We start from the raw sequence: 25,837 nt of genomic DNA on the forward strand, positions 1-25,837 counted from the left end.
GGGGGAGGTTATTATGGGGACGTACGTGTTTGTTTATGGTACGCTTCGTTATGGTGAACGGAATCACAGAATAATAGCCGAAGAGAAATTAATAGCCTATCAAGCTTCAATTCAAGGTAGAATGGTGGATACTGAATTAGGATTTCCTGCGGTGGTATTGGACGATTCATCTTGGGTCTATGGTGAGGTGTATGAAGTATCTGAGGAAACGCTGATAAAAATTAATGCGCTTGAAGGGTATGAGCCGAAACAGGATCCTTATTATGAACGTGTTCAGGTCGAGGTGAAGACAGATTATGGCTTTTTAAATGCATATACATATTATATGGTAGCCCACCAAGTTAAGGAATGGTCCACGATTGCATCAGGTGATTGGCGATTAGAATCTATCCTTAATCGATTTAGGCCTTATTATTTTGCCTATGGGTCTTGTATGGATACCGAAAGAATTGAACAGGCTGGTGTGCTATCTGAGTTTGATCGAATGGGGAGAGGTCAGTTGAGTGGTTTTGAGTTACAATTTACCACTCATTTACCAGATGGTGGTCGAGCAGATATTGTTGAAGCTGATGACATGGTTGAAGGGATTGTTTATCAGGTTACGATGTGGGCAATACATTATTTGTATGAACGTGAAGGTGTAAATGTGGGCAGGTACCGTCCAGCTGTCGTGGATGTCGAGTTTAACGGTGAGTTGCACTCTATGCTGACGTTTATTGTGATTGATAAACAAGAAGAGTTGGCCCCACCTGATCATTACTTACGGGAAATTTTACGCGGTGCTTCACCAGATGTCAGCTCCTCTTATTTGGCAAAAGTGCATGAACGAGCAGCTTTATTACGACAACCTGATGAGATGGGTGTAGAAGGGGAATTGTGATGTTTTTTATTTATATATTGCGTTGCTGTGATGGGTCTCTATATACAGGGTATACGAATGATGTCGAAGCGCGAGTTGCTAAACATCAGGCGGGTGAAGCGGCAAAATATACCCGGGCCAAGCGACCAGTTGAATTAGTGTATCAAGAATCGTTTCAAACGAAATCTGAAGCTATGCGAAGAGAAGCAGCGATTAAACAATTACATAAGCAGGCGAAGGAAGAGATCGTTCGCACTGCCGTGATGAATATAGAGTGAACCTGTTAGGTGCAGGTTCTTTTTTTATGGCTCAATTAATTTTTTAAATAATTTTGGGTCATTATGAGTTCATTTATACAAGTGATCTCATAATTGATTGGGTTTATCTTCCAATGAGATTGATTATCTCACAAATGGTAGAAGTTATCTCACAAATGGCGGTTGTTATTTTACAAATTGAGATGATTGTCTCACAAATTGCTGGGATTATCTCATAAATAGAGATGATTGTTTCATAATTGAAAGGCTTTATTTAATAATTAGACGAGTGAACAAAATAAAAAGCATTGGGGCCTCGCCCCAATGCTTTCATTAATCAATTATTCTTCTAAATCAAATTCACCTAGTACCCAACCTTCTTCTTTATCTCCTTTGCCAACAAAGACGACAAAGTTGTAACCATCAGAAGGTAAGATTGTAGGTAATTGAGGCAAGATAGGACTCGCATCAATTGTGAAGTTGTGCTCGCCTGCGTCATGAGCACCTGCTTGAGCAATGACTGCTCCAGCTGATAATCCTGAATCGTAAATCGCAAAATCGACGTACTCAATATCGTAATTGAATCCAAGTGTGACATCGAAAATGCCTTGGTCTAATGTGAAGTCTCCATATGCCATGAGGTCGTCAATTTCGAATACATCATATGGATCTTGGACGAATAGGACGGTAGGAATTTCGATTGTTTCATTATCGTCTTTCAACGTAAATAATCCTTCATAATATCCGCCATCAAGTTTTCCAGCATCGACTTGAACGTTCATGTTTACTTTTTGTGTGCCGCCAGCTTTAACATTTAAGTTATTGCTTGTCTTCACTTTGATGTGATCATTGCCATCAAATAAGGTCACGTCCATATCGTAGCGTTTACGCTCATTAGATAGGTTTTCAATTTCAAAATGCTGACGTTCAACTTCTTTACCGTTGTCTTTTTCAAATGTACCGAAAGAATATGAACCTGGTGCCATCAGTGTATCTGTCGTAATCGCTTCAGGAATACGGATACTACCAGCACCTTGTGTATTGTTCGGGTAGCGCTCACCACTTAAATCTTCGAGTGGTTCAGCTGTGTTCATTAGGGCACCTTTCACTTCATCGACATCCCAGTCTTCATGTGCTTGAACAACTAATGCTGCTGCTCCCGCGACATGAGGAGCTGCCATACTTGTACCAGACATCGCCGCATAAGCATGTGGCATGGCATCATTATGGGTTGGAACAGTACTAATAACATTAACCCCTGGTGCACTAACATCAGGTTTAATCATCCATGTATCTGTTACAGGGCCTCGAGAAGAGAAGTCTGCGATGGTCTCACCTGACATTCCATCTTCTTCAATATTAAAAGTGACTGTGTTTTCTCCAGCTTCTACTGAATCAACTAAAGCAGCACCGTCAGCCTTAGACATTTTAATGGTAGGTACAGCCATGTTACCAACACGTGGTTGTGTACCTTCAACATTATTATAAATCACCATACCGACGGCACCTGCCGCGGCAACGTTTTCAGCTTTATCAACGAATGGATATTCACCACGTTCGACTAAAGCTATTTTCCCTTCTAAGTCAACTTCAGCCACTTCGTCAGCTGAACCTAATCCAGCTTGTGCTAATTCATATTCACCTTCATTCAATGCTTGAAGAGCTTCAGATGAAGGTGTGCCCATCACATCTGCACTATCAGCACTTAATCCATTCACATCGATTCCGACGTTATAAAGCATATATGGCAGTTCACTTGCTCCAACAGATATAGCTTCACGGCTTGTACCTGGTGAGCCAACTGTCCAATCGCTTGGACCACTATTACCGTTTGAAGAAACAGCAACAACTCCGTCTTGCATAGCGTTATCAAGTGCTAGAGACGTCGCAAAGTCTGGATCATTATTCGTATTACCTAAAGATAAATTCATGACATCGACGCCATCTTCAACGGCGCGTTCAATCCCTGCAATGACGTTATCTGTTGTACCACTACCACCTGGACCTAATACGCGGTAACCAAGTATATCAGCTTCGGGTGCAACACCTTGAATAAGTCCATTAGCGGCAATCGTCCCAGCTACGTGTGAACCATGATTAGTGACTTCACCTTGTTCAGGTTGTGTTTCTTGTGGGTCTTCATCTTGATCGACAAAGTCATAGCCCTTATAGTCACCAAAGGCATGATTAAGGTCTGGGTGTGTGTAATCGACACCTGTGTCAATAACCCCGACTGTCACACCTTCACCTGTGTAACCAAGATCTTCCCATACATCAGGAGCACCGATATGAGGCGCAGTATCAATCATTTCAGGTGATACTTCATCTTGGCTAAAAGATTGTTCATCAACTTTCGTTACTTCGTGTTTAACGTTTGGATAAACAGCTTCAACTCCGTTAACAGCAGCGATTGCTCTAATATCGCTTTGTTTAACTTCAAGTGAAAAACCGCTAAAGACGTAATCATATTCTCGGTTAACCTTGCTAGATTCTGAAATTGATTGGATGTGATCAATAACAGAACCACGTTCTTCTTTTAACGTATCACGATCAACGGATGTATTTTGATGTTTACCTTCTAAGACCGAAGGAGAGGTCATCTCAACAATAACTGTAACGGCCTCATCAGACTCATAATCAAACTCACCGTGAATGGTTCCGGTCTTTTGTAGTTCGCTACTTGCTTCACTTGTGTCTTGATGCTTGTCGTTACTTTTGTTTTTACCTTTACCCTTTGCTTCAGCATAATCTGTAGACATAATGAATACACTGAGAGCCAGTAAAAAGGCGGTAACCCCTAATAAAAACTTGCGTAACCTTCTCGACATTCAATTCCCTCCTAAGATTTATTGTTTCGCCATATGGCGCACAACTTAACTATTCCATAGTCGCCATCAAATTCCCTTGCGACTATATAACTAATATTTAGAAAATTTGAACAATAGATGTTTTAGCATGTGTGTGAGTGGGAATAGAAAATGGTGAGGGAAAAATCGAATAGGTCATTCGAACGTTGAATTCGGGGTGAATAGTCAATTTACACAAGGTAATGAGAAGAGGTTGGTGCTTTAGACCTAAAAAATACTCCCGCTCTATAAGCGAGAGTATCTCATAAGTTATTCCGCTTCGACCCATTCATCAGCCCACGACTGGATTTGATTAAGCGCTGGCTTAAGAGAATGGCCTTTATCCGTTAAGGAATATTCGATCCGCACAGGCGTTTCGTCGTGAACAGTGCGCGTCACCATTCCTTCTTTCTCTAAATCTTTTAGGCGTTCTGATAAAACGCGTCCACTGACACCAATGGCGGACTCTATTTCACAAAAACGCTGAGAGCCTTCTAATAGTTGAAAAATAATTAAAGAAGTCCAGCGTTTGTTCATAATGGATAAAGCTTTTTCGAATTTCGGGCAAATCGTTTGATCCATATGCGATCACCTCTTGCTTACATTATAACCAATTTGTTGACGATTGAAAATCATTTTACTTACTTGACTTTATTAAATTATTTGTGTATAGTTAGTTACATAAAGTAAGTAACATATTTTGAGGAGGCTATTTTTATGGCACAAGTATCACTAGACAAAGTACACAGCTCGATTGATTTCCAGGTCAAACACATGATGGTATCTAAAGCGAAAGGTGAATTCCAAAACTTCGATGTAGAAGTAAGTGGTAATCCTAGAGATTTAGACACAGTTAATGCGAAAGCAACTGTTTATGTAGATTCAATTGAAACAAATCAAGAAGATCGTAACGGTCACTTAAAATCAGAAGACTTCTTCGATGTAGAAAATTATCCAACGATCACTGTTCAGTCTAAATCATTTAATAAAGTCGCTGATTCAGAATATGAAATGGTGGCAGATGTTACGATTAAAGACGTGACAAATGAGGAAACATTCAAAGTAGAAGCAAATGGTGTTGCAAAAGATCCGATGGGTGGTAACATGGTTGCTGGTTTTGATATTGAAGGTAAAGTTAACCGTGAAGATTATGGCCTGACGTGGAACGCACCACTTGAAACAGGTGGCGTATTAATTGGTAAAGAAGTCAAAGTTCAAGCAGCACTTGAATTTGTAATTGAAGAATAAAGTTATTTTAAGAGAGGCCACGGTCTCTCTTTTTTTTGGTTAAGTTTAATGTTATGTGAGATAGATAGTGCTGTGCCTGGTCGCGTTCATGGTTCTAGAGTCTTATCTTAGTTGATTCTAATATCATTTCTATTACATAATCAATTAAAATCACCGAAATAAAATAGTGACCAAAACGTTATTTTTAATGATTAAGTCATGCACAATCAGTCCTTTTATTTTATAATGGAATGAAGAATTAGTTTAAGGAGGGGCAGTTATGCAGAAGCAAGTTATTCAGTTTTTAAAAGATAATCGTGAACGTCACCTGGAGGAACTTCAAGATTTTTTGAAAATACCAAGTATTAGTTCATTATCTGAACACAAGGAAGATACATTGCGCGGTGCTCAGTGGGTAGAACAAGAGCTTCATAATATTGGTTTCCAAGAAGCTAAAATTATGGAGACAGACGGTCACCCTGTTGTTTATGGTGAATACATAGCAGATGGTAATGCGCCGACCGTTTTAGTTTACGGTCATTATGACGTACAACCAGTTGACCCTGTCCATTTATGGGATTCGGAGCCGTTTGAACCAACAATTCGTGATGAGAAAATTTATGCACGTGGCGCGACTGATGATAAAGGACAAGTCTTTATGCATTTGAAAGTGATGGAGGCTGTCATTAACCAAGATGATGCGCCACCTGTAAACTTCAAAGTATTAATTGAAGGTGAAGAGGAGATCGGTAGCCCAAATTTACCGAAGTTTGCGGATGAGCATGCTAATCAACTTAATGCTGACCTTGTAATTGTGTCTGATTCGGCCTTAGTAGAAAAAGGAAAACCGACGATCACGTACGGTTTGCGTGGTCTAGCAGGTATTCAAATTGATGTTGAAGGGGCGAATAGTGATCTCCATTCAGGTGAATATGGTGGAGGCGTCGTAAACCCAATTCATGCGCTTGTTAAAATCGTGGATTCGTTCCGTGATGATAATAATTTCATTCAAGTAGAAGATTTTTACCGCGATATTCCTGAATTAACGCAAGATGAGCGTGATGCGTTAGCGCGCGTGTCAGTTGATGAAGAGCAGTTAAAAGATGACCTTGGTGTTCCAGCTTTAGATGGTGAAGCGGGTTATTCTTATGTTGAGCGCACCTCTGTCCGTCCAACTTTAGAAGTTAACGGTATTTATGGTGGATTCCAAGGGGAAGGCATCAAGACAGTGTTACCAAATCAAGCAACGGCTAAGATCACTTGTCGTTTGGTACCTGACCAGGATCCAGAACATATTGTTCAACAACTGACGAAACATGTTCATGCTCAGGCTCCAGTGGGTGTGAATGTGAGTGTGACACCATTTGATAAAGGTAAGCCATATGTGACACCATTTGATCATCCTGTTATTCAGAAAGCGGCTCAAGCCTACGAAACGGTTTATCAAAATGATACGGCTTATGTTCGTGGAGGAGGATCGATTCCGATTGTAGCTGAATTGGATCGTATCTTGAATGTACCCGTGGTGCTAATGGGCTTTGGTTTACCAGATGAAAATCTACACGCACCGAATGAACATTTCCACTTAGAAAACTTCGACCAAGGTATGGAAACACTCGTCCATTACATGTATTTGTTAGGTGAACAATAAGATGAAAGCTCGGCCAGAATCCTGGCCGAGCTTTCTTTATTAAATGGGGGAAAAATTTGTCTATTTCACAACTTTCATGATTAAACTTAAGATTGCAACAAAGATCAGTGCGCCAACAATGGCAGGGAATACAGCAATCCCCATGACTTCAGGGCCAATTGTTCCAAATAGATTATGACCAATCCAAGCGCCAACAAAGCCACTCACGATATTTCCGATAATTCCACCAGGTGTGCCACCAATCAGCATACCGCCAATCCAACCGATTAGGCCGCCGACAATTATAAATAATATAAGTTCTAACATCTGAACAGCACTCCTTTCTTCTTTTATTCAAACATTACCCTTTTTTAATGTTCTATTAAACATTAAGGATTTAGATGCAAAATGATGTAAATTTTATGACGTTAAAGCGTTTATCTTTTTATGAGTGTGCTTGTTAGTTTTTAAGCCTATTTATATACTGAAAATTAAGAAAATATAAAAAGGGGTGTTTGAATGCGACGCACAGCTGAACCGTATAAAATAAAGGCGGTCGAACCACTGACGATGCTTAACCGCGAAGAACGAGAGGAAGCGTTGAAACGAGCAGGTTACAATACATTTTTACTTGATAGTGAAGATGTTTATATTGACTTGTTAACAGATAGCGGTACGAATGCGATGAGCGATAAACAGTGGGGCGCGCTGATGATGGGTGATGAAGCGTACGCCGGAAGTAAAAGTTGGTACAAGCTAGAACATGCGGTGCAAGATTTATTTGGCTATGATTATGTGATTCCGACCCATCAAGGTCGCGGGGCTGAGAATTTATTATCACAGATGAAAATTCAGCCTGGAGATTACGTTCCTGGTAACATGTACTTTACGACAACTCGTGCTCACCAAGAAATGAATGGTGGTACATTTGTAGATGTCATTATTGATGAGGCACATGATCCTTCAGCTGAGCTTGATTTTAAAGGTAATGTAAATCTTGTGAAATTAGAAGAATTAATTGATGAGGTCGGAGCTGATAAAATCCCTTATGTCTGTGTCGCTGTGACGGTCAACATGGCAGGGGGCCAACCAGTTAGCTTAGCGAATTTGAAAGAGACTTATACCTTATGCCAAGAGCATGGAATTGACGTTATGTTCGATGCGACCCGTTGCGTTGAAAATGCTTATTTTATCCAAGAAAGAGAAGAGGGCCAACAAAACCGCCCGATTAAAGATATTGTCCGTGACATGTTCAAATTCTCTGATGGCTGCACCATGAGTGGTAAGAAGGACCCGCTAGTTAATATTGGTGGTTTCCTAGCGATGAATGATTTTGATTTATATACACGAGCTCGTGAGTTAGTTGTCGTATATGAAGGGATGCCGTCTTATGGTGGAATGGCTGGCCGTGATATGGAAGCGATGGCTCAAGGGATGTACGAATCGATGGATGATGCTTATATTGAGCATCGGATTAAGCAAGTTCGTTATTTAGGCGAACAATTAATGGAAGCAGGCGTTCCGATTGTCCGTCCAATTGGTGGTCATGCTGTATATTTAGATGCTAAAGCATTTTTAAGTCATTTAGACCGGGAAATGTTCCCATCACAATCACTAGCAGCAGCGCTTTATCTTGATTCAGGTGTTCGTTCGATGGAGCGGGGCATTGTTTCGGCTGGGCGTAATAAAGAAACCGGGGAACATAATGTACCGAAACTAGAAATGGTAAGACTAACAATCCCTAGACGCGTCTATACCAATAGCCATATGGATGTTGTCGCTGATTCAGTGATTAATCTTTATAATAAAAGAGAACAAATCAAAGGCTTATCAATGGATTATGAACCGCCAACATTACGCTTCTTTAACGCCCGTTTTTCGCCGTTAAAAAGTACATTAATCGCAAATGAATCGTGATTAGCTAATTATCTTTGAATGCTGAATTTGATTATAACTTATGAAAAGTGTCGGTTTACTTAAGCCGACACTTTTTTATCAAATATCGCAATATTCTGAATTGACGGTTTTCACTAAATCCATCTATAATAAAAGAACAGATAGGAGAGAAGGTGAGAACATGGGCGTGTCAATGCGTGATGTGCTTAATCTAGATATTATGAATGAAGCGGTTGTTCATACTGGTGAAACAGAACTTGATCAACGTGACATTGAATGGATATCAGTCATTGAGATTCCGGTTGAAAATTTTGTACGTAAGCATGAATTTGTTCTGTCGACAGGGATTGGTTGTGAGGATCACCCTTCAATATTTCGTTCCTTTGTTCAAGATATTATTGATTCAGGGGCAACAGCTTTAATGATTGCAACTGGCCGCTATGTATCTGCTATACCTCAAGAGGTACTGAAGCTTGCGCAAGAACACGATTTCACGTTAATCGAAGTCTCATGGCAAACGCGTTTCTCTGATATTATTCATCGCGTAATTCAACTAATCAATGAAGAAAATGAGTCCAATCGTAATCGAGTTGAAGCTTTGCGCCAAGCACTAGTGACGAGTGTGTTGAATGGCTGTACATTGGAGGAGTTAATGAACCAATTATATCATGCCATTGAAATTCCTGTTGCGATCAGTGATGATGAGAAGAATATTCGTGCTAATTGTGATTTTGATGCTGATGTGATTGCTGCTCTAAATGGCGAACGCGATATAGCTGTGGAACAACTTGTCCGTCCTGACTTACCTCTAACTGAACATCCACTATATCACCATTTGAATCAATACTTAGTCGGTGAGAAAACATGTTATGAGTTAACGATTTTTTCAAATAATAAGAAGCAAGGTTATTTGTTGGTGATGCCGAAATCTGCAGAAGAGTTAAATTGGTTTACCATGCATGCCTTAGAACACGGCTTAACGGCTTGTGCGCTATATTTTTTAACTGAAAACGCTGTTGAAAAGACAGAAATTCGTTTAAAGGATAACTTTGTCTTGCAGTTAGCAAAAGACGATACAGCTCTTGATGCTAAAATGCTGTCTAAAGGGGAATTATTAGGGTATGACTTAACTTTACCTTATGCTTGTATTGTCGGAGATTTTCAATTAAAAGAAATTGAAACGGATTGGGATGATCACTACGATCAACCTGGGCAATCATCGTTACATAGTCTGAACTATTATGTACAGAAAGAAATAACTCATGCTAGTCAGCAGCTCGACCGTAAAACGATGTCCTCATTTGATGAAGGAGAAGTTATTATTTTTTTAGAAATAGACCATTCAGGGTATCAAGAGACGGTTAATCACTTTTTAGATATGGTCGAGCGACGATTGCATGATCAATTAGCTCATGTTTATTTTGCTTGGGGCATTGGTTTACACGCTAATGGGATGCGAGCGTTTTATGAAAGTTATCAAGAAGCACGAACGGCCCTGGATATTCATACAGATGAAGCTGGTTTTGGAGATCGAACGTTTTTTGAAGAGACGAAAGTCAATCGCTTGTTAATGAATGTGGCTGATAACGAAGCTCTAATTGAGATGGTACGGGAAACAGTGAATCCATTAATTGAGTATGATCGTAAACGACAAACGGATCTAATTCATACCTTTATGACGTATCAGAAGTTTAAAGGGAACGTCAGCCAAACATCACGAGCCCTTAATTTACATCGCCAATCGTTATTATATCGTTTGCGTAACATTGAACAATTAACAGGTTTAACGTTAGTTGATGCAGATGATTCGTTTATGCTCGAATTAAGCGTCAGACTGTGGTTGCTAAAGCAATTTAAATAAGAATGGTTGATGAAAAACTTGGCACATGCCAAGTTTTTTTATGTTCTATGAAGTTTTGAAATAAACTCGGCTACTTATTTTAAAAACCAAAGGATTTATCTAATGAATGATAGCGCTTTCAAAAAGTGTATAAATACTTTCCTGAAAACTTCATACACTTTGCACATTATCAAACCAGCTATAACGGGAATACAATAAACATAACAAAACATTTAAAAAATTCAGTCAATTAAAGAAGGGAGGCGTTAATTATGTTGACGTTTGATATTTTAGAATATCAAGAACGACTTAAGAAAACGAAAGCTCGAATGGCAAAACAAGGGGTAGAAGTATTGCTGATAACGGATCCAGCCAATATGAATTATCTATCAGGATATGATGCGTGGTCGTTTTATGTGCATCAAATGTTGATTGTCATGATTGATGAGCCGCAACCAATTTGGGTCGGACGGTTAATGGATGAGAACGGAGCGAAGGCAACAACTTGGATGTATGATGAAAATGTCATGTCTTATCCTGATTACTATGTCAATTCAGAAGTGTATCATCCGATGCAATTTATCGCTGAAATTTTAACTGAAATAGGCCATGGTAATCGCAGAATTGGTGTAGAGATGGATCAATATTATTTCTCTGCTAAAGCTTATATAACATTACTACAGAAATTACCGAATGCGACCTTTATTGATGCGACTTCACTCGTCAATTGGGTTCGTATCGTTAAATCAGATCAAGAACTAGAATATATGCGACGAGCAGGACAAATTTCAGAGCGAGCGATGCAGGCAGGAATTCAAGCGATTCATACAGGAGCAAGAGAAAACGATGCTGCTGCTGAAATTTACTACGAATTGATCAAAGGAACTGAAGAATTTGGAGGCGATTATCCGTCGATTGTGCCGATGATCCCGACAGGTGAAAATACTTCTTCACCCCATTTAACTTGGTCTGATCGTTATTTTGAGGAAGGCAATGCCGTTATTATAGAATTATCTGGTTGTTATGAACGCTATCATGCACCATTAGCAAGGACGATTTCAGTCGGTCATGCGTCCGATCGCTTAGAACGATTAAATCAGATTGTCCAAGAAGGAATTGAAAATGTGCTCGAACGTGCCAAACCAGGTGTTTATCTAGAAGAATTGGAAGAAGCTTGGCGAGAATCAACACGTCGTTATGGCATTGAAAAAGAATCGCGACTTGGCTATGCAGTCGGTTTAAATTACCCGCCTGATTGGGGTGAGCACACAGCAAGTATTCGTAAAGGCGATAAGACGGTGCTTGAACCGAATATGACGTTTCACTTTATTCCAGGGTTATGGTTCGATTCAGATGGGATTGAAATGAGCGAATCCTTTGTTGTAACGAATCAAGGCGCAGAATTGCTGACGAATTATTCGAGAGATTTAATCGTGACGAGCCCATATCACTTTCCAACTAATAGCCAAGGGATTATAAGTTAAACTTAATCCATAGTGATCAAGCGGGTGGCGGCTTTGACACAATGTGAGGTCGCCTTTTTATGAATATATTGAGGAGGGGTTATCATGACAGAATTTAAACCAGCTACAAAAGCTCTTTGGTCAGGTGAGAAAGAACAGTTGTCATACGGTGCAACGCAAGTCCCCGTAGTACACAGTGTTTCATTTGGGTATGATGATATGGATGAATGGAATGCAATTGCAACCGGTAAGCAAGAAGGCCATGTGTATGGTCGTAATACTAATCCAACGACGCAAGCTTTTGAAGATAAAGTAAAAGATTTAGAAGGAGCGGAAGCAGCAACGGCTTTTGCGACAGGTATGGCAGCCATATCTGGAACTCTAAACGCATTTGTACGTCCTGGTGATCGTGTCGTCACGGTCAAAGATACTTACGGGGGCACTAATAAAATTTTTACGGAATTCTTACCTAATACTGGTGTTGAAGTTGTTTTTTGCGAAACTGGTGATCATGAAGAGATGGAACGAGAAATTGCAAAAGGCTGTAAACTTGTGTATTTAGAATCACCGACAAATCCAACGTTAAAACTGATTGATATAGAACGTATGGCAAAAGCGGGTCATGATGTAGGAGCCCTTGTTGTTATTGATGGCACTTTTGCATCGCCAGTCAATCAAAATCCACTCGATTTTGGTGTAGATATCGTCTTGCATAGTGCGACGAAATATCTTGGCGGTCACTCAGATGCATTAGGTGGCATAGTCTGTGGGCCACATCATTTGATCGATCAAGTGTATCATTATCGTGAAATTAACGGGGCGACATTGAATCCGCAGGCAGCGTACTTTTTATTAAGAGGAATGAAAACACTTCATTTAAGGTTAGAAAGACAGAATCAAAATGCGATGCAAGTAGCTAAGTATTTGCAGTCAGTTGAGTGGGTAGAAGATGTTTTTTATCCTGGATTAGAAAGTCACACAGGCCATGACATCGCTAAAAAACAAATGAAAGGTTTCGGCGGTATGCTTAGCTTTTCCGTGAAAGGTGGTTTAGATACAGTATATCAACTGTTACCTCACTTAAAATTAGCTAAGCGTGCAGCAAGTCTTGGTTGTGTTCAAACGATCGTCGGACCACCTGCTTTAACAAGTCATGTGGAATGTACACCAGAAGAACGTGCTGCGATGGGCATTCCTGAAGGTTTAATAAGATATAGTGCAGGCATTGAAGATATTGATGATTTAATTCAAGATTTAGAGCAAGCCTTTGCAAAATTACCTAAAGAGGCTTTAAGTAAATAATCTTTAAGAGGTTGGTTTTCTACACAATTAAAATTTCGCTATGATTAAGTCCGTTATTAAATTGTAATCCGCTATCGGTGGACGCTTTCCGTAGGCACGGCTCGAGCCTTCTCGGCAACTGAAGGAACTTCGGATAAGTGCCGGACGTCCTGTCCGAACGCCGAAGTAACCCACATCCTGTGGGCCTCTGGGGGTCTCGAGACTCGTGCCTTTCCTGTGACGGCCCGGACGGCCTAATGTCGACGTTGGTCACAGGACGTGACCGAACTTAGTCGACCAGGAGTCGCCACCTTCGCTACTTACAATTTAACAACTCAGTGCTAAATTAGTTGAAAACAAGAACCAATCTTTAACAAATCCAAAATCATAAGTACTTTTTTAGGTGAGAAGGACATTTAAAAACAATGCCTTCTCATTTTTTAATGATTTTATTGAACAAACATGCTTCTTTTTCCAAAATCCACCCAGTATCATCTCCTAACAAGCGCACAAGCTATGAATGCAACAGAGAAGAAAGGAGGTATGCTAAAGATGCGAGTAACGAAGTGGTTGATCGGTGTAATGGCAATTATGCTTTTATTAACGGCTTGCCAAGAAGAGTCTGAACCGAATGATAATGTCAATGATGGTACAAACATGACCGATATTGGATTCACAGGTGATGGGAACGGTAATAATCAGGCAGATCGCGACACGTCAGACAATCGTAACGACGCCAATCGTTTTCAATATGAAAATAATCAAGACGGGAATCAACGTGGTGATGGTAATCGTTTCGTCCCATTTAATTTCTTTGATCGTGAAGGTAATCCTGATCCTGGTCAAACCGAGGAAGGTCAACGTGGACAAGATAACACCAACCGTCAACAGGGCGGCCAAAGACAAGGTGAAAATGATCGCGGTCAACAAGGTCAACAAAACGATCAAGGTCAAGGACAAAATGAAGCTCAAGATAACGAAACAAATAATGGCCAACAATCAGGCGATGTGACGACAAATCAGTCAATGGTTGATGAAGTGATTCGATTGACGAATGCAAAACGAGAAGAGAATGGTTTGAGTCCTCTTAAACATGATTCAGAAGTGACGGATGTAGCTCAACGTAAATCGGTTGATATGGCTGATCAGAACTATTTTAGTCACCAATCACCGACATATGGGTCACCATTCGATATGCTTGACCAATTTAATGTATCTTATACCGCTGCAGGAGAGAATATTGCAGCTGGACAATCAACAGCTGAAAAAGTCGTTAATAGCTGGATGAATAGTAAAGGGCACCGTGAAAACATTCTAAATGATGCCTTTACTCATATTGGTATTGGCTATGAAGATAGTGGTCGTATGAATCCTTATTGGACACAAATGTTTATTGCTAAATAAAATAAGCACGTGTTTCCAAATAATTGAGGAAACACGTGCTTATTTAACATTTAAAAACTTCTGCTTTAAGTCAGGTGTCGGCATCATACATGATTCGCGCTCGCCAAATATACGTTTACGATTATTGGCAACGAAGTCATAGCCAACATCACGTACCTGTCTAGGTAGCCATTTGAGTAAGCTTAAACTCTGGTGAGGTCGGCCTAATTCCTCAGCAATGACTAAAACAGCATCAGACTTTACATAGCGTTGGTTGTTTCGAATGACAATAATACTGTCTAAATCGGCTGATCCAGTATCGTCTAAGACACGTCTACCTAAATCACTTTGAAGCGGAGCAAAGCGAAGTGAATCCTGATGATCACGTTCAATCAACCATTGAACAATACCATTACATAAGTTACAAACGCCATCAAAGAAAATAACGGTTTTCATATTAGCATCCTTCATCACCACATGGGTTCTTCTTCATCTGATAATTCAAATATAAAAGGCGTTAGTAATAATAACGCACTTACCATAACGCCTGCGATTAAAAATACATAGGGTAATGGCAGATTAATGCTGTTCGAAAAAATGATGATGATCATGCCGACTAGGGTAAAATACATGGACTTCTTACGACTTGCTGCAGAATAATACTGCCGGTTCCCGCAATTTGGGCAATCACGGCCAACACGAGCATTCCAACTGAACGGCATAGCTTCTTTATATTTGAATTTATAGCCACAACTTGCACACGAGAACATCTAAATCACCTCAATAATCTGTATTACCTTTCCCTTTATGATATCATAGACCTTAGAAAATGTCGTAACAGAAGGTGATGAGATGACGCATATCTTGGTTGTTGAAGACGAAGCTAAAATCGCGCGTGTTTTACAGTTAGAATTAGAATTTGAAGGGTATGGGATCACGACTGTTTCCACTGGTTATGATGCCCTTGAAATCATGCGTGACGAAACATTCGACCTTATTTTACTTGATATTATGCTACCTGAGATGAGTGGACTAGATATCTTAAAACGTTATCGTAAGCATAATCAAACGACACCTGTCATTATGTTAACGGCTAAAGACACAGTTGAAGATAAAGTGACGGGACTGGATAGTGGAGCGCAGGATTACGTTACCAAACCTTTTCAAATCGAAGAGTTACTCGCAAGAATCAGGGCACATTTACGTTCTACTGAAATAGAAGATGACGGTGATTGGTTGAACTTTCCGCCCCTTCATTTAAACGTATCAACACGTGATGTCATTCGTGGAAATCGAACGATTGAATTAACACCTAAGGAATTTGACTTGCTTGTATTACTTCTTCGGCATCCAAGACAAGTGTTGTCGCGTGAGCAAATTTTAAATGCTGTTTGGGGCTATGATTTCGTTGGTGACACGAATGTTGTCGACGTTTATGTCCGTTACTTACGTAAAAAAGTTGATCAAGAAGACGAGTCACCTCTTATCCATACAGTCAGAGGTGTCGGTTACGTGCTAAAGGATCCGTATGAAACTACGTAATAAAATTTTTGTCGCGACAACCGGGTTGTTTATTGTATTACTGATTGCCTTCTCTGTTGCTATTTATGTATTATTTGCTGAGGAAGCCTATGACCGTGAGTTAAATCGTTTAGATCAAGAAGCGCAAGCAATGACTTCGAACGTTCATGATCTCAATTCTTCTGTAGAAACGGAAGATCTACTGCGTGCTTATGTCCCATCAAATGGGGCGATTCGAGTCGTTAACCAATCATTTGAAATGATGACATCCGTTACAGCGAATAGACAAGTTGGTTTATATCGAGCTTCATTACCAGAAAAGGAAGGGCGCGTCGTTACTCGATTAGATGAAATCGATGGATCAACTGTGTCATTCGTGCAACAACCCATCATTTGGAATGAGGGTGATGTTGTTTATGTCCAAATGGTTGAACGATTAGATGCTTTGGATGAAACGTTGGCAAACCTCCAATTAGTGATTTTACTCGTTACTTTAATTGCGATTGTGCCAGTTGTCATCTCTGGTAAACTGGTTGCTGACTTGGTTTTGGAACCGATTCAGTCGCTTATTCAGACAATGACTCGGATTAAAGAGAATGAAACGTTTCAAGAAATTTCTCTTCCTAAACGCTCTAAAGACGAATTGTTTACTATGAGCCAAACATTCAATGACATGATTCGCTTGCTAAAAGCTAACTTCGAAAAACAAGAACAGTTTGTCTCGAATGCGTCTCATGAATTAAGAACACCGATTACGGTCATCGAATCTTATGCTAATTTGGTGAAAAGGCGAGGGTACGAACGGCTTGAAGTGGTAGAAGAAGCCATCGAAGCGATTCATAATGAAGCTAGGAGAATGCGCGATTTAACAGAACAATTATTGCTTCTGGCTAAACGTGATCAAGATTGGCAGCTAAACACGTCTAAAGTACATCTTGACGCTCTAGTACAAGATGTGGCGAATCACATGCACCAGGCTTATGAACGGACAGTATTTGTTGATGCCTTACCTACTACTCGTTATACAGATGAAGGGAAACTCAAACAATTACTGTATATTTTATTAGATAATGCACTTAAATACAGTGATTCATCAGTGGACCTGACACTAGATTTTGTTGATGACAATCCAGTCATTATAGTTCGAGATTATGGTATAGGGATCCCAAACGTTCAACAAGAGCAAATTTTTGAACGTTTTTACCGAGTCGATGAATCAAGACAAAGAGCGACTGGTGGCAGTGGTTTAGGTTTGGCTTTAGCTAAGGAATTAGCTGATGTATTAGATGCATCGCTTGATTTATCAAGCACACCGGGGGAAGGAACCACCGTCAAAGTGATTCTTTAATCATTGGATTTATTTAATAAATAGAGGAACTAATTAAATAAATGATGGATGAAAGCTAAAATTTTGTGTTTTAATCTCATTTTAATCTCTGTGCGTTATCATAAGTCTTAGTAAAAACATTAGTTTAGGGTGAAAAGAATGAGACTTCGTACTGGACTTTGGATTGTAGTAGGTGTGATGGCAACTGGGCTGTTATTTTTACTAGCCCAATCAGTTATTTTTTCTGATGAAACGGCATTGTTGTCTAAACAGGATGCCGAGAATCGTTTAGCAGAACAGGTCGATGGTGAAATGACTTTTAAATCTGAGTCATCGAATGATTTCATATTTGAAATAACCCGAGAACAGGGTGTCTACCATGCGACAGTAAGTCGTGAAGATGGGGCGATTATTGATTTAACACGTGAAGCAACAATTGAAAATGATGAAGAAATTACTAATCAGTCAAATCAAGAAAGTCAAGATTCTAATCAGACCGAACAAAACAACGGTCAAAACAGCTCTGATTCATCCAATGATCAAGGTTCGACCCAGAATGATGAAAATAATCCTGACAATGAAAAAGAAAATGAAACCGAAACCGAAGATGAACCGACACGCCTAAGTACAGATGAAGTGACTAACCAAATCAATCAAGAATTTGAGGGAGAAATTACTTCGATCGAATTAGATGATGAATCTGATATTTATATGTTAGTAATCGAACATGAATTGACACAGACTCAACTTGAAGTGGATGCATTGTCAGGTGAGATTATTGCTCGAGAAACAGAAGATACTACACCAGAACTTGCCGTTACAGAAGAAGAGGCAACGACCATTGCGTTAGAACAAGTGCAAGGTGATGGGGAAGTGGCCAATGTTCAGTTACAAGAAATCGAAGGAATCATTTATTATATCGTGACAATCAATGCTACAGAAGAAGAACAAGCTATCGTTGAGATTAATGGATTTTCCGGCGATGTAGAAACTGTGACGTGGACAGAACGAAATGATACCTCCTCAGAAGAAAAAGAAAATGAAAATAATCAGAATGAAGAAGAGGAATCGGATTAATCCGATTCCTCTTCGTTTTCACTACTGCTATCGTTTTCACTACTGCTATCGTTTTCACTACTGCTATCGTTTTCACTACTGCTATCGTTTTCACTACTGCTATCGTTTTCACTACTGCTATCGTTTTCACTACTGCTATCGTTTTCACTACTGCTATCGTTTTCACTACTATTATTTTGGCTTTGTACCGTTTCAAACTCTAATTCATTTTTAATTGTATCTAGATGTTCTCCTTGTTCGAGGATTTCATATGTTTTCACGCCATCTTGTCCGAACATCATGACATAATCTTCCGAGAACTCGACTACTTTTTGGTCAAAACTAATGATGTAGTCTGGTTCAATGGTTTGGTTCTCGACTTCAAGTACCTCCATAGAACCTAAATCATCTAATAAAGCTTGTATTGTCTCACTTTCGGAAGTAACTGCTTGATCTGTTTCACCTTTAGAGCGACGTAAGACACTGGCTTCTTCTACTTCTTCAATGTCATTGGTGAATACTTCAGAAAAAGCTTGTGGTTCTGGTGCAGGTTCACGGTACATCCAAATAAATATTAGAATTACTGCAATACCTGTAGCGATGGACCAAATTAATGTTTTCTTCATAGATTAGTCTCCTTCCTTAGCTTCAATTTCTATTAGAGCTATTGATATTTTACCAATATTTTAATCAAATTTTAATCTTCTTTTTCTTATTTTCTCATATCTCATGAGTAAACTTGTAAGTGTCATGAATTGGAGGGAGATCAATGCGTAAAACGATCCTATATAGTACATTCGCTGGAACATTCATGTTTGGTACGATTTTCGGAATAACGAATGAGACACAACATTCTGAAGCAGATATTGCTAAAGCGGAGGATGATCAAATGAATCCAGCGTTACTAAGTCAATCTGAATTACAAAACATTATTAATCAATACATGCAAGGAACAATCGACGAGGTTACTCTAAATGAGCACAATGAATTTGAAGTAACCGTTAATCAAGATGATGAAACATTCGATGTTTTAATTGACGGTCGAAATGGTTATGTTAAACATTTATATCGTCGAGAAGAGCAACCGTCTCATAGTCTAACTGCAACAGGAACAACAATTGAACAATTAGATGCGATTGAATTGGCATTGGAAACCGTGAACGGGGAACCGAAACGCGTTGATTTAACTCAAAACAATGGTACATTGGTCTATCAAGTAATAGTTCGTTACGATGAAAAAGATTTTCATGTTATCGTCGATGCTTATACAGGTGTCGTTTTAGACGTCAATTCATAAGTGTCTAACAATCATTTCGAATATAATGAAAATAGATAAAATATATTAGGAATATGGAATTTAACCGTTTAAAAAAGTCAGATGAATCGTGATTCATCTGACTTTTTATTTAAATAATTTATTCAAAAACTTACCTGAGGCTCATCCTGCAACACGCCTACCAACCCTTTTTCCAATCTTTCCTTTTCGAGCAGCATCAACATCATTCCAAATTCTTAGTAATTTATAGATGCGTGACTTTAAACCCATACTTTCACCATCCTTAATTTTCTGTTAAATTTATTATAAACGAACAATTCAATCTGAACCAACAAAAATATTTTATAGGTGGTGTTTGATGATTGAATTTGTTGGGTATTGTATAAGATGTGAAAGAGTAGTTTACTGTGAAAATGGTTTTTAAAATGGTGTTTATCAAGATCGTAAGCTATTTTGTGAACACTGTATAGATCATTAGTATTAATATTGGGGGAAAGTAGATGTCAATGATTTACGAGTTTGAAGTCACCAAAGGAAATGGCGAAATTCAAGCATTGTCTGACTTTAAAGGAGATGTCTTATTAATCGTTAATACAGCAAGCAAATGTGGTTTTACACCACAGTTTGAGGGATTGCAGAAACTGTACGACGATTATCATACTAAAGGCTTTCACATATTAGGATTCCCTTGTGATCAGTTTATGAATCAAGAATTTGATGATCAAAACGATATTGAAAGTTTCTGTAAACTGAACTATGGTGTTAGTTTTCCGATATATCAAAAGATAGATGTTAAGGGCGAACAACAAGATCCGTTGTTTTCTTATTTGACGGAAGAGAAGAAAGGGTTTCTTGGTGGAGAAATTAAATGGAACTTTACTAAGTTTTTAGTTGATCGTGACGGTAAGGTTATTCGTCGTTACCCTCCACAAGCAACACCTGATAAAATTGAAAAAGATTTAGTCGTATTGATATAGCTTTTTGCTGAGTTTACTAATGGTTGTAAGCTCAGCATTTTTTATAAAAAACACCGATGAATTATTGAACTCATCGGTGTTGCATCATTAAAAATTCTCGCTTTTATTGCTATCCTTAAATAAAAATGCTTGGTCATTATAACTAAGGGTAATTCGTCCGCCTGGTACTTCTAACTCGGATTGGATTAAGTCGATTAAAGCTTGCAAATCTTCATCATCACCTTTTTCCTCACCGCGGTTAATCGTTAAGCGAATATGTGGTTTCACATCTTGACCAGCAACAGATGGAACATTATTCGCGTCTATCTCTTTCTTTTGTCCAATATTTTTTGGGTAAGCAATCCATAATTCTTTTATCATGTCGTCGCTACCGAACCTTGATTCGATTTCAGGACGTAAGACATTTTCTAACTCATCTTCCCAAACTTCAGCTACGTAACTGTCTACAAATTGACCTTGCTCATTTTCAAATACAAGCATGTTAAAATCCTTTTCATCTAAATCAACAATCGCAGCGTTTTGAAAAGCTTCATAAACACCAGTGGAATCATTAATGACTTCTGTTACATCTCCTTCGTGAGGAAACGATTCGTTAATATAAGTTGTGGCCTCATCTTTAAGAGAAGAAGCTGTATCATCATCTGTTGTAAAACCAAGATACATTAGATAAACAACACCAATTGCTAGAGCCACAATGAAAATGATCACAACGAGTAATGCTTTTGTTTTGGTGGGCACCTCTGTCACCTCATTTCGTATATCCTTATACATTATAAGCTTAATAAAAGGAATTCGTAAATTAAAACTATGAATCGACACAAAAGTGTTAATTTTTTTGAATATTTGTATTATGATATTAGAATAAAGGGGGAGATTAGTATGGTTGATGTAGGACAGAAGAAACGTATGCATAAAGGTTTGAAATGGAGTCTTATTATCATTGGAATTTTAGTTGTAATCATGATTATTGCACTATTGGTTGTAAACGCTTACATAAATCGGTCGCTACCGAAAACTGAAGGAGAAGTGGAGGTTAGTCAATTTATTGATGAAAGTGATAGTTTTTCAGGTTTATCTGAGGATGTTGATATCACTCGTGATGATGATGGTGTACCGCATATTAGTGCTGAAAATGATGAGGATTTATTTTTTGCACAAGGTTTTGTTACGGCACAAGATCGTTTATTTCAAATGGAGATGTCACGTCGACAAGCTTCAGGTAAGTTGAGTGAAGTTGTTGGTGATATGGCACTGAATCAAGATAAATACTTCCGTACATTAGGGTTAAGACGTGCTGCAGAGAAATCGATTTCAGAATATGATGATGAAACAATGCAAGCTTTAGAAGCTTATGCAGCAGGAGTGAATGCTTATATTGAGCAGGCCGATGAAGAGAACGGAATGCCGATTGAGTTTGCTTTAATGGGCTTGGATGAAGTGCGTGAGTGGACACCACTTGATTCGCTAACCATTGGTAAATTCATGGCATACGATCTCGGCGGTCATTGGGAGCGTCAGGCTTTTAACTATCATTTAATTCATAATTTCCCGGAAGAAGAGGCATATGAATTATTTCCTTCTTATCCTGAAGATGCTTTGACAAATATTTCAGATGAGGAATACGTAGATGTCACGGCAAGCATGACAAAAGCCCCGTCGCCTCCAGAATTTAATGGGAGCAATAATTGGGCTGTATCAGGCGATAAAACGGAGTCAGGGCAACCTTTATTAGCAGATGACCCGCACCTAGGCTTGGCTACACCATCTATTTGGTACCAAGTTCAATTAGATTCACCAAATTATCAAACGTCTGGTGTTATTTTTGCTGGTGTTCCTGGCGTTATTTTAGGGCAAAATCAAGACATTGCCTGGGGTGTCACCAATGTAGGCCCGGATGTTCAGCAACTTTATTTAGAAAAAAGGCATGAAGAAAACCCTCATCAATTTTTGTATGATGATGAGTGGTATGAAGCTGATGTGATCAATGAAACGATTGAAGTGGATGGTGAGGAACCTATTGATTATGAAGTTGTTGAAACGAAACATGGACCAGTCATTTCTGAATTTGCGAATCCAGTTGAAGCTGAAGAAAATCAAACGGTTATGTCGATCGACTGGACAGCACTAGAGGCTACAAAAGAATTGTCAGCCGTTTTACAAATGAACAGAGCCTCGAATTGGGACGAATTCGAAACGGCATTAGAGGATTTTCATGCTCCTGCCCAAAATTTTGTCTTTGCAAGTACGGACGGCACCATCGCTTATAAAGCAAACGGTCGTATTCCTATATATGATCAGCCAGATCAGGCCTTATTACCGATGGAAGGTTGGAATCCCGATCATGATCTAACAGAAACCATTCCTTATGATGAGTTACCGACACTAGTTAACCCTGAAAAAGGATTTGTCGGAACAGCTAACAATAAGATTATTTCAGATGAATACCTTTATCATATTAGTCATGTTTGGGCGCAGCCTTACCGCTACACTAGGATCCATGAGTTTTTAGAAGAACGAGATCAGCTAACTAAAGAAGATATGAAAACATTACAAATGGATACGAAGAATTTGAGAGCACGTGAGTTTGTTCCGATGTTCACTGAATTATTATCAGATGGTGACTGGTCAGAAACGGAATCTAATGCCTTAGACACATTAGCCGAATGGAATTTTCAAGATAAACGAGAGTTAGCTGGGCCACTGGTTTTTGATCGATTGTTCGCTAATATAGAAGCAGTTTTATTTGAAGAGGCATTTTCTGAAGACTTAATGGGCATGTTTAAAGGGAGTGGTCAAACGATTGATGAGCTAATACGTCATAGTTATGAAGGCGAATCAGTGAGTTGGATAGAAAAGAATGGCGGTTTACAGACTGTTGTGCGTGAGGCTTTTAAGCAAGCAGTTGAAAATATTGAATCAGACCATGGTTCAGATGTAAGTGCTTGGCAGTGGGGAGATTATCATCAAGTTTATTTCGAACACCCATTATCAAGTACAGCGTTTTTAGATGTCTTCTTTAATGAAAAAGAACCTAAACCTGTTGATGGCAGTCCTGTCACGGTAATGGCTGCTTCACATAATGAAAATGGTATTGTTGATCATGGTGCAAGCTGGCGCTTTGTGACGGATATGGTAGAACCGCTTCAAGGTGATCATATTGTCGGCCCAGGCCAAGCAGGGCATTACCGTAGTGAATGGTATGATGATCAAATTACCGATTGGGTAGAAGGTCAATATCATACGACAAATATGGAAGATTTTGCAGGTGAGACTTTCCAATTGTTGGCTGAATAGAGTAATCACTCATAATGTTACCCGCCTCGTTCATACTAAGACCATTACATCATAAGGAGTCGTACACATGAGAACAAGATTAATTGATTGGCCAACGTTTATTATCTCATTTATTGTTATATTGGCCGTTGTGGTTCCGTTAATTATCTATCCAGAGGCGGGTAGTGTTTTTGTTGCACAGTTAAATAGTGTGATGTCTGACAGGTTCGGTTTTTTATACTTAACGATGGGGTTAGCGATTTTCTTTTTTCTTATCTTTGTTGCTTTTAGTCAAAACGGTCAAGTGAAGTTAGGAGAAGAAGAAGAAGTTCCTGAATTTAGTACTCCAGCATGGGCTGGAATGTTATTTTCTGCAGGGATTGGATCGAGTATTTTATATTGGGGTACCATTGAGTGGGCCTTTTATTATCAAGGTTCACCTTTTGGGTTGAGTCCGACATCTGATCAACTTGAAACCATTCAGTGGGCCTCTACGTACGGTATTTTTCACTGGGGACCGATTGCTTGGTCCATTTATGCTCTTCCAGCTGTTCCGATGTCCTATTTCTTCTATGTACGAGAAAAACCTATTATTAAAATTAGTGAAACGCTCAGACCTCTGTTAAAAGGTTATTCGGATACAATGGTCGGTAAGCTGATTGATGTTTTGTTCATTTTTGGTTTGTTAGGCGGGGCAGGGACAACATTAGCCCTTGGTACACCACTGATTTCTCGAGGTATTGCGGATTTAACTGGATTTGAAGATAACATGTTGTTACGCACAATTGTGTTATTAGTCGTTACCGTAATTTTTGCAATTAGTGCTTATGTTGGTTTAAAGGAAGGAATTAAGCGTTTAAGTAATCTGAATTTAGGTTTATCGATTTTCTTATTATTATTTGTTTTAATCACTGGACCTACGTTGTTTATATTGGAAACGACCACGAATAGTGTTGGCCTAATATTAGATAATTTCTTTCACATGAGTACCTGGACAGAACCATTTGCAATTATAGATGGCATTGAAGAAACAGGGTTCCCAGAGTCATGGACGGTATTCTATTGGGCATGGTGGCTTGTTTATGCACCATTTGTCGGGTTATTTATTGCGCGGATTTCAAGAGGTCGAACGATTCGTCAAGTTATTGTAGGATCTATAGTATATGGTTCAATTGGTTGTTTATTGTTTTTTGGCATTATGGGTAATTTTGGATTGTTTCTGCAAATAACAGGAGAATTTGATGTTGTCCAAATATTAAATGATCAAGGTGCGCCTGCAGCGATCATATCAATCATTAATCAATTACCATTTTCGAATGTGATGGTGGCTATTTTTGTCTTCCTATCAGTTGTGTTTTTAGCTACAACATTTGATTCAAGTTCGTACATTTTAGCTTCAGTTACACAAAAAAGGTTAGAAGATGGGGAACCGTTGCGTTGGAACCGAATGTTTTGGGCGTTTACAATTTGTTTATTACCACTGACCCTCATGTATTTAGGTGGATTAGAAACGTTACAAACGGCAAGTATTGTCGGTGGATTCCCGCTCATATTCATCATGTTTTTAATCGCTTGGTCATTTATGAAGACTTCAACTCGTGACTTAAAAATCGATGAGCAGTATGAACCGAAAACCATAATACTTGATATGAAAAATATCAGACAGAAGTTGAAACGACGACGCAAGAAAAAACAACCAAATGATGAAGAATAAAAAAGAGGGGC

At 39.0% G+C, this 25,837-nt stretch carries 23 protein-coding genes; 16 read left to right on the top strand and 7 right to left on the bottom strand.

Features of this window, described 5'->3' with window-relative positions; all coding sequences use genetic code 11:
• Positions 1–13 precede the first annotated feature (13 nt).
• Positions 14–880, top strand: coding sequence for a gamma-glutamylcyclotransferase (locus ACKXGF_RS05890; protein ID WP_411955287.1), 867 nt, complete (start codon positions 14–16; stop codon positions 878–880).
• Positions 880–1,137, top strand: coding sequence for a GIY-YIG nuclease family protein (locus ACKXGF_RS05895; protein WP_411955288.1), 258 nt, complete (start codon positions 880–882; stop codon positions 1,135–1,137). Before ACKXGF_RS05890 ends, ACKXGF_RS05895 begins: the two co-directional genes overlap by 1 nt.
• 320 nt (positions 1,138–1,457) lie before the next feature.
• On the opposite strand, the gene ACKXGF_RS05900 is transcribed toward ACKXGF_RS05895, so the two are convergent.
• Complete coding sequence (locus ACKXGF_RS05900; protein ID WP_411955289.1) at positions 1,458–3,944, bottom strand: S8 family serine peptidase; 2,487 nt, start codon at positions 3,942–3,944, stop codon at positions 1,458–1,460.
• A 288-nt stretch (positions 3,945–4,232) separates the two neighbouring features.
• Positions 4,233–4,544 carry a winged helix-turn-helix transcriptional regulator gene (locus ACKXGF_RS05905; RefSeq protein WP_167264026.1) on the bottom strand — a complete coding sequence of 104 codons (312 nt, stop codon included), beginning with the start codon at positions 4,542–4,544 and terminating at the stop codon, positions 4,233–4,235.
• 135 nt (positions 4,545–4,679) lie between these two features.
• Between ACKXGF_RS05905 and ACKXGF_RS05910 the strand changes: the two genes are divergently transcribed.
• On the top strand, positions 4,680–5,210 hold the full coding sequence (locus tag ACKXGF_RS05910; RefSeq protein WP_411955290.1) for a YceI family protein: 531 nt from the start codon (positions 4,680–4,682) through the stop codon (positions 5,208–5,210).
• A gap of 259 nt (positions 5,211–5,469) precedes the next feature.
• The gene (locus ACKXGF_RS05915; protein ID WP_167264023.1) at positions 5,470–6,840 is read left to right on the top strand and encodes a dipeptidase; all 1,371 of its coding nucleotides are present in this window, start codon (positions 5,470–5,472) and stop codon (positions 6,838–6,840) included.
• A 60-nt stretch (positions 6,841–6,900) separates the two neighbouring features.
• Here ACKXGF_RS05915 and ACKXGF_RS05920 read toward each other — a convergent pair whose 3' ends face one another.
• The gene (locus ACKXGF_RS05920; RefSeq protein ID WP_167264021.1) at positions 6,901–7,146 is read right to left on the bottom strand and encodes a GlsB/YeaQ/YmgE family stress response membrane protein; all 246 of its coding nucleotides are present in this window, start codon (positions 7,144–7,146) and stop codon (positions 6,901–6,903) included.
• 192 nt (positions 7,147–7,338) lie between these two features.
• Here ACKXGF_RS05920 and ACKXGF_RS05925 point away from each other — a divergent pair, with 192 nt between their 5' ends.
• From ACKXGF_RS05925 to ACKXGF_RS05945, 5 genes are all read left to right on the top strand, one after another.
• Positions 7,339–8,736: a tyrosine phenol-lyase gene (locus ACKXGF_RS05925; RefSeq protein WP_411955291.1), complete on the top strand. Its 1,398-nt coding sequence runs from the start codon at positions 7,339–7,341 to the stop codon at positions 8,734–8,736.
• Positions 8,737–8,896: 160 nt separating this feature from the next.
• Complete coding sequence (locus ACKXGF_RS05930) at positions 8,897–10,576, top strand: PucR family transcriptional regulator (protein ID WP_411955292.1); 1,680 nt, start codon at positions 8,897–8,899, stop codon at positions 10,574–10,576.
• 254 nt (positions 10,577–10,830) lie between these two features.
• Positions 10,831–12,039, top strand: coding sequence for a M24 family metallopeptidase (locus ACKXGF_RS05935; protein WP_411955559.1), 1,209 nt, complete (start codon positions 10,831–10,833; stop codon positions 12,037–12,039).
• Positions 12,040–12,123: 84 nt separating this feature from the next.
• On the top strand, positions 12,124–13,320 hold the full coding sequence (locus ACKXGF_RS05940; RefSeq protein WP_411955293.1) for a cystathionine gamma-synthase family protein: 1,197 nt from the start codon (positions 12,124–12,126) through the stop codon (positions 13,318–13,320).
• A gap of 531 nt (positions 13,321–13,851) precedes the next feature.
• Positions 13,852–14,703, top strand: coding sequence for a CAP domain-containing protein (locus tag ACKXGF_RS05945; protein WP_411955294.1), 852 nt, complete (start codon positions 13,852–13,854; stop codon positions 14,701–14,703).
• A 39-nt stretch (positions 14,704–14,742) separates the two neighbouring features.
• Here ACKXGF_RS05945 and ACKXGF_RS05950 read toward each other — a convergent pair whose 3' ends face one another.
• The gene (locus tag ACKXGF_RS05950; RefSeq protein ID WP_411955295.1) at positions 14,743–15,138 is read right to left on the bottom strand and encodes a thiol-disulfide oxidoreductase DCC family protein; all 396 of its coding nucleotides are present in this window, start codon (positions 15,136–15,138) and stop codon (positions 14,743–14,745) included.
• 14 nt (positions 15,139–15,152) lie between these two features.
• A complete protein-coding gene (locus tag ACKXGF_RS05955; protein ID WP_411955296.1) occupies positions 15,153–15,452 on the bottom strand; it encodes a TIGR04104 family putative zinc finger protein in 300 nt (99 codons plus the stop codon).
• Positions 15,453–15,534: 82 nt separating this feature from the next.
• Between ACKXGF_RS05955 and ACKXGF_RS05960 the strand changes: the two genes are divergently transcribed.
• The 3 genes from ACKXGF_RS05960 (at position 15,535) to ACKXGF_RS05970 (ending at position 18,607) form a co-directional block, all read left to right on the top strand.
• On the top strand, positions 15,535–16,224 hold the full coding sequence (locus ACKXGF_RS05960; protein ID WP_411955297.1) for a response regulator transcription factor: 690 nt from the start codon (positions 15,535–15,537) through the stop codon (positions 16,222–16,224).
• Entirely contained in the window at positions 16,211–17,551 is a 1,341-nt protein-coding gene (locus tag ACKXGF_RS05965) for a sensor histidine kinase (protein ID WP_411955298.1), read from the top strand. Before ACKXGF_RS05960 ends, ACKXGF_RS05965 begins: the two co-directional genes overlap by 14 nt.
• Before the next feature lie 138 nt (positions 17,552–17,689).
• Positions 17,690–18,607: a PepSY domain-containing protein gene (locus ACKXGF_RS05970; protein WP_411955299.1), complete on the top strand. Its 918-nt coding sequence runs from the start codon at positions 17,690–17,692 to the stop codon at positions 18,605–18,607.
• Here ACKXGF_RS05970 and ACKXGF_RS05975 read toward each other — a convergent pair.
• A complete protein-coding gene (locus ACKXGF_RS05975; RefSeq protein WP_411955300.1) occupies positions 18,604–19,212 on the bottom strand; it encodes a hypothetical protein in 609 nt (202 codons plus the stop codon). The genes ACKXGF_RS05970 and ACKXGF_RS05975 overlap by 4 nt on opposite strands.
• 143 nt (positions 19,213–19,355) lie before the next feature.
• Here ACKXGF_RS05975 and ACKXGF_RS05980 point away from each other — a divergent pair, with 143 nt between their 5' ends.
• Together ACKXGF_RS05980 and ACKXGF_RS05985 are read left to right on the top strand one after the other, a co-directional pair.
• Positions 19,356–19,883, top strand: a complete 528-nt coding sequence (locus ACKXGF_RS05980) for a PepSY domain-containing protein (RefSeq protein ID WP_411955301.1) — start codon at positions 19,356–19,358, stop codon at positions 19,881–19,883.
• Between the two features lie 479 nt (positions 19,884–20,362).
• Positions 20,363–20,839 (top strand): glutathione peroxidase, encoded by a 477-nt coding sequence (locus ACKXGF_RS05985; RefSeq protein ID WP_411955302.1) that lies wholly within the window; start codon positions 20,363–20,365, stop codon positions 20,837–20,839.
• An 87-nt stretch (positions 20,840–20,926) separates the two neighbouring features.
• On the opposite strand, the gene ACKXGF_RS05990 is transcribed toward ACKXGF_RS05985, so the two are convergent.
• On the bottom strand, positions 20,927–21,577 hold the full coding sequence (locus tag ACKXGF_RS05990; protein WP_411955303.1) for a hypothetical protein: 651 nt from the start codon (positions 21,575–21,577) through the stop codon (positions 20,927–20,929).
• 141 nt (positions 21,578–21,718) lie between these two features.
• Between ACKXGF_RS05990 and ACKXGF_RS05995 the strand changes: the two genes are divergently transcribed.
• Complete coding sequence (locus ACKXGF_RS05995) at positions 21,719–24,133, top strand: penicillin acylase family protein (protein ID WP_411955304.1); 2,415 nt, start codon at positions 21,719–21,721, stop codon at positions 24,131–24,133.
• Between the two features lie 67 nt (positions 24,134–24,200).
• On the top strand, positions 24,201–25,826 hold the full coding sequence (locus tag ACKXGF_RS06000; protein WP_411955305.1) for a BCCT family transporter: 1,626 nt from the start codon (positions 24,201–24,203) through the stop codon (positions 25,824–25,826).
• Positions 25,827–25,837: the final 11 nt, after the last annotated feature.

Origin of the sequence: Alkalibacillus sp. S2W, assembly GCF_046764385.1 — a bacterium.
In the GTDB taxonomy this organism is placed as follows: Bacteria; Bacillota; Bacilli; order Bacillales; family Alkalibacillaceae; genus Alkalibacillus; species Alkalibacillus almallahensis.

Coding starts and splice junctions, on each gene's coding strand:
- ACKXGF_RS05995 (WP_411955304.1), top strand. CDS start 21,719: ATGGTTGATGTAGGACAGAAGAAACGTATGCATAAAGGTTTGAAATGG.
- ACKXGF_RS05955 (WP_411955296.1), bottom strand. CDS start 15,452: ATGTTCTCGTGTGCAAGTTGTGGCTATAAATTCAAATATAAAGAAGCT.
- ACKXGF_RS05905 (WP_167264026.1), bottom strand. CDS start 4,544: ATGGATCAAACGATTTGCCCGAAATTCGAAAAAGCTTTATCCATTATG.
- ACKXGF_RS05950 (WP_411955295.1), bottom strand. CDS start 15,138: ATGAAAACCGTTATTTTCTTTGATGGCGTTTGTAACTTATGTAATGGT.
- ACKXGF_RS05900 (WP_411955289.1), bottom strand. CDS start 3,944: ATGTCGAGAAGGTTACGCAAGTTTTTATTAGGGGTTACCGCCTTTTTA.
- ACKXGF_RS05965 (WP_411955298.1), top strand. CDS start 16,211: ATGAAACTACGTAATAAAATTTTTGTCGCGACAACCGGGTTGTTTATT.
- ACKXGF_RS05960 (WP_411955297.1), top strand. CDS start 15,535: ATGACGCATATCTTGGTTGTTGAAGACGAAGCTAAAATCGCGCGTGTT.
- ACKXGF_RS05895 (WP_411955288.1), top strand. CDS start 880: ATGTTTTTTATTTATATATTGCGTTGCTGTGATGGGTCTCTATATACA.
- ACKXGF_RS05910 (WP_411955290.1), top strand. CDS start 4,680: ATGGCACAAGTATCACTAGACAAAGTACACAGCTCGATTGATTTCCAG.
- ACKXGF_RS05940 (WP_411955293.1), top strand. CDS start 12,124: ATGACAGAATTTAAACCAGCTACAAAAGCTCTTTGGTCAGGTGAGAAA.
- ACKXGF_RS05925 (WP_411955291.1), top strand. CDS start 7,339: ATGCGACGCACAGCTGAACCGTATAAAATAAAGGCGGTCGAACCACTG.
- ACKXGF_RS05945 (WP_411955294.1), top strand. CDS start 13,852: ATGCGAGTAACGAAGTGGTTGATCGGTGTAATGGCAATTATGCTTTTA.
- ACKXGF_RS05970 (WP_411955299.1), top strand. CDS start 17,690: ATGAGACTTCGTACTGGACTTTGGATTGTAGTAGGTGTGATGGCAACT.
- ACKXGF_RS05980 (WP_411955301.1), top strand. CDS start 19,356: ATGCGTAAAACGATCCTATATAGTACATTCGCTGGAACATTCATGTTT.
- ACKXGF_RS05975 (WP_411955300.1), bottom strand. CDS start 19,212: ATGAAGAAAACATTAATTTGGTCCATCGCTACAGGTATTGCAGTAATT.
- ACKXGF_RS05915 (WP_167264023.1), top strand. CDS start 5,470: ATGCAGAAGCAAGTTATTCAGTTTTTAAAAGATAATCGTGAACGTCAC.
- ACKXGF_RS05985 (WP_411955302.1), top strand. CDS start 20,363: ATGTCAATGATTTACGAGTTTGAAGTCACCAAAGGAAATGGCGAAATT.
- ACKXGF_RS05920 (WP_167264021.1), bottom strand. CDS start 7,146: ATGTTAGAACTTATATTATTTATAATTGTCGGCGGCCTAATCGGTTGG.
- ACKXGF_RS05930 (WP_411955292.1), top strand. CDS start 8,897: ATGGGCGTGTCAATGCGTGATGTGCTTAATCTAGATATTATGAATGAA.
- ACKXGF_RS05890 (WP_411955287.1), top strand. CDS start 14: ATGGGGACGTACGTGTTTGTTTATGGTACGCTTCGTTATGGTGAACGG.
- ACKXGF_RS06000 (WP_411955305.1), top strand. CDS start 24,201: ATGAGAACAAGATTAATTGATTGGCCAACGTTTATTATCTCATTTATT.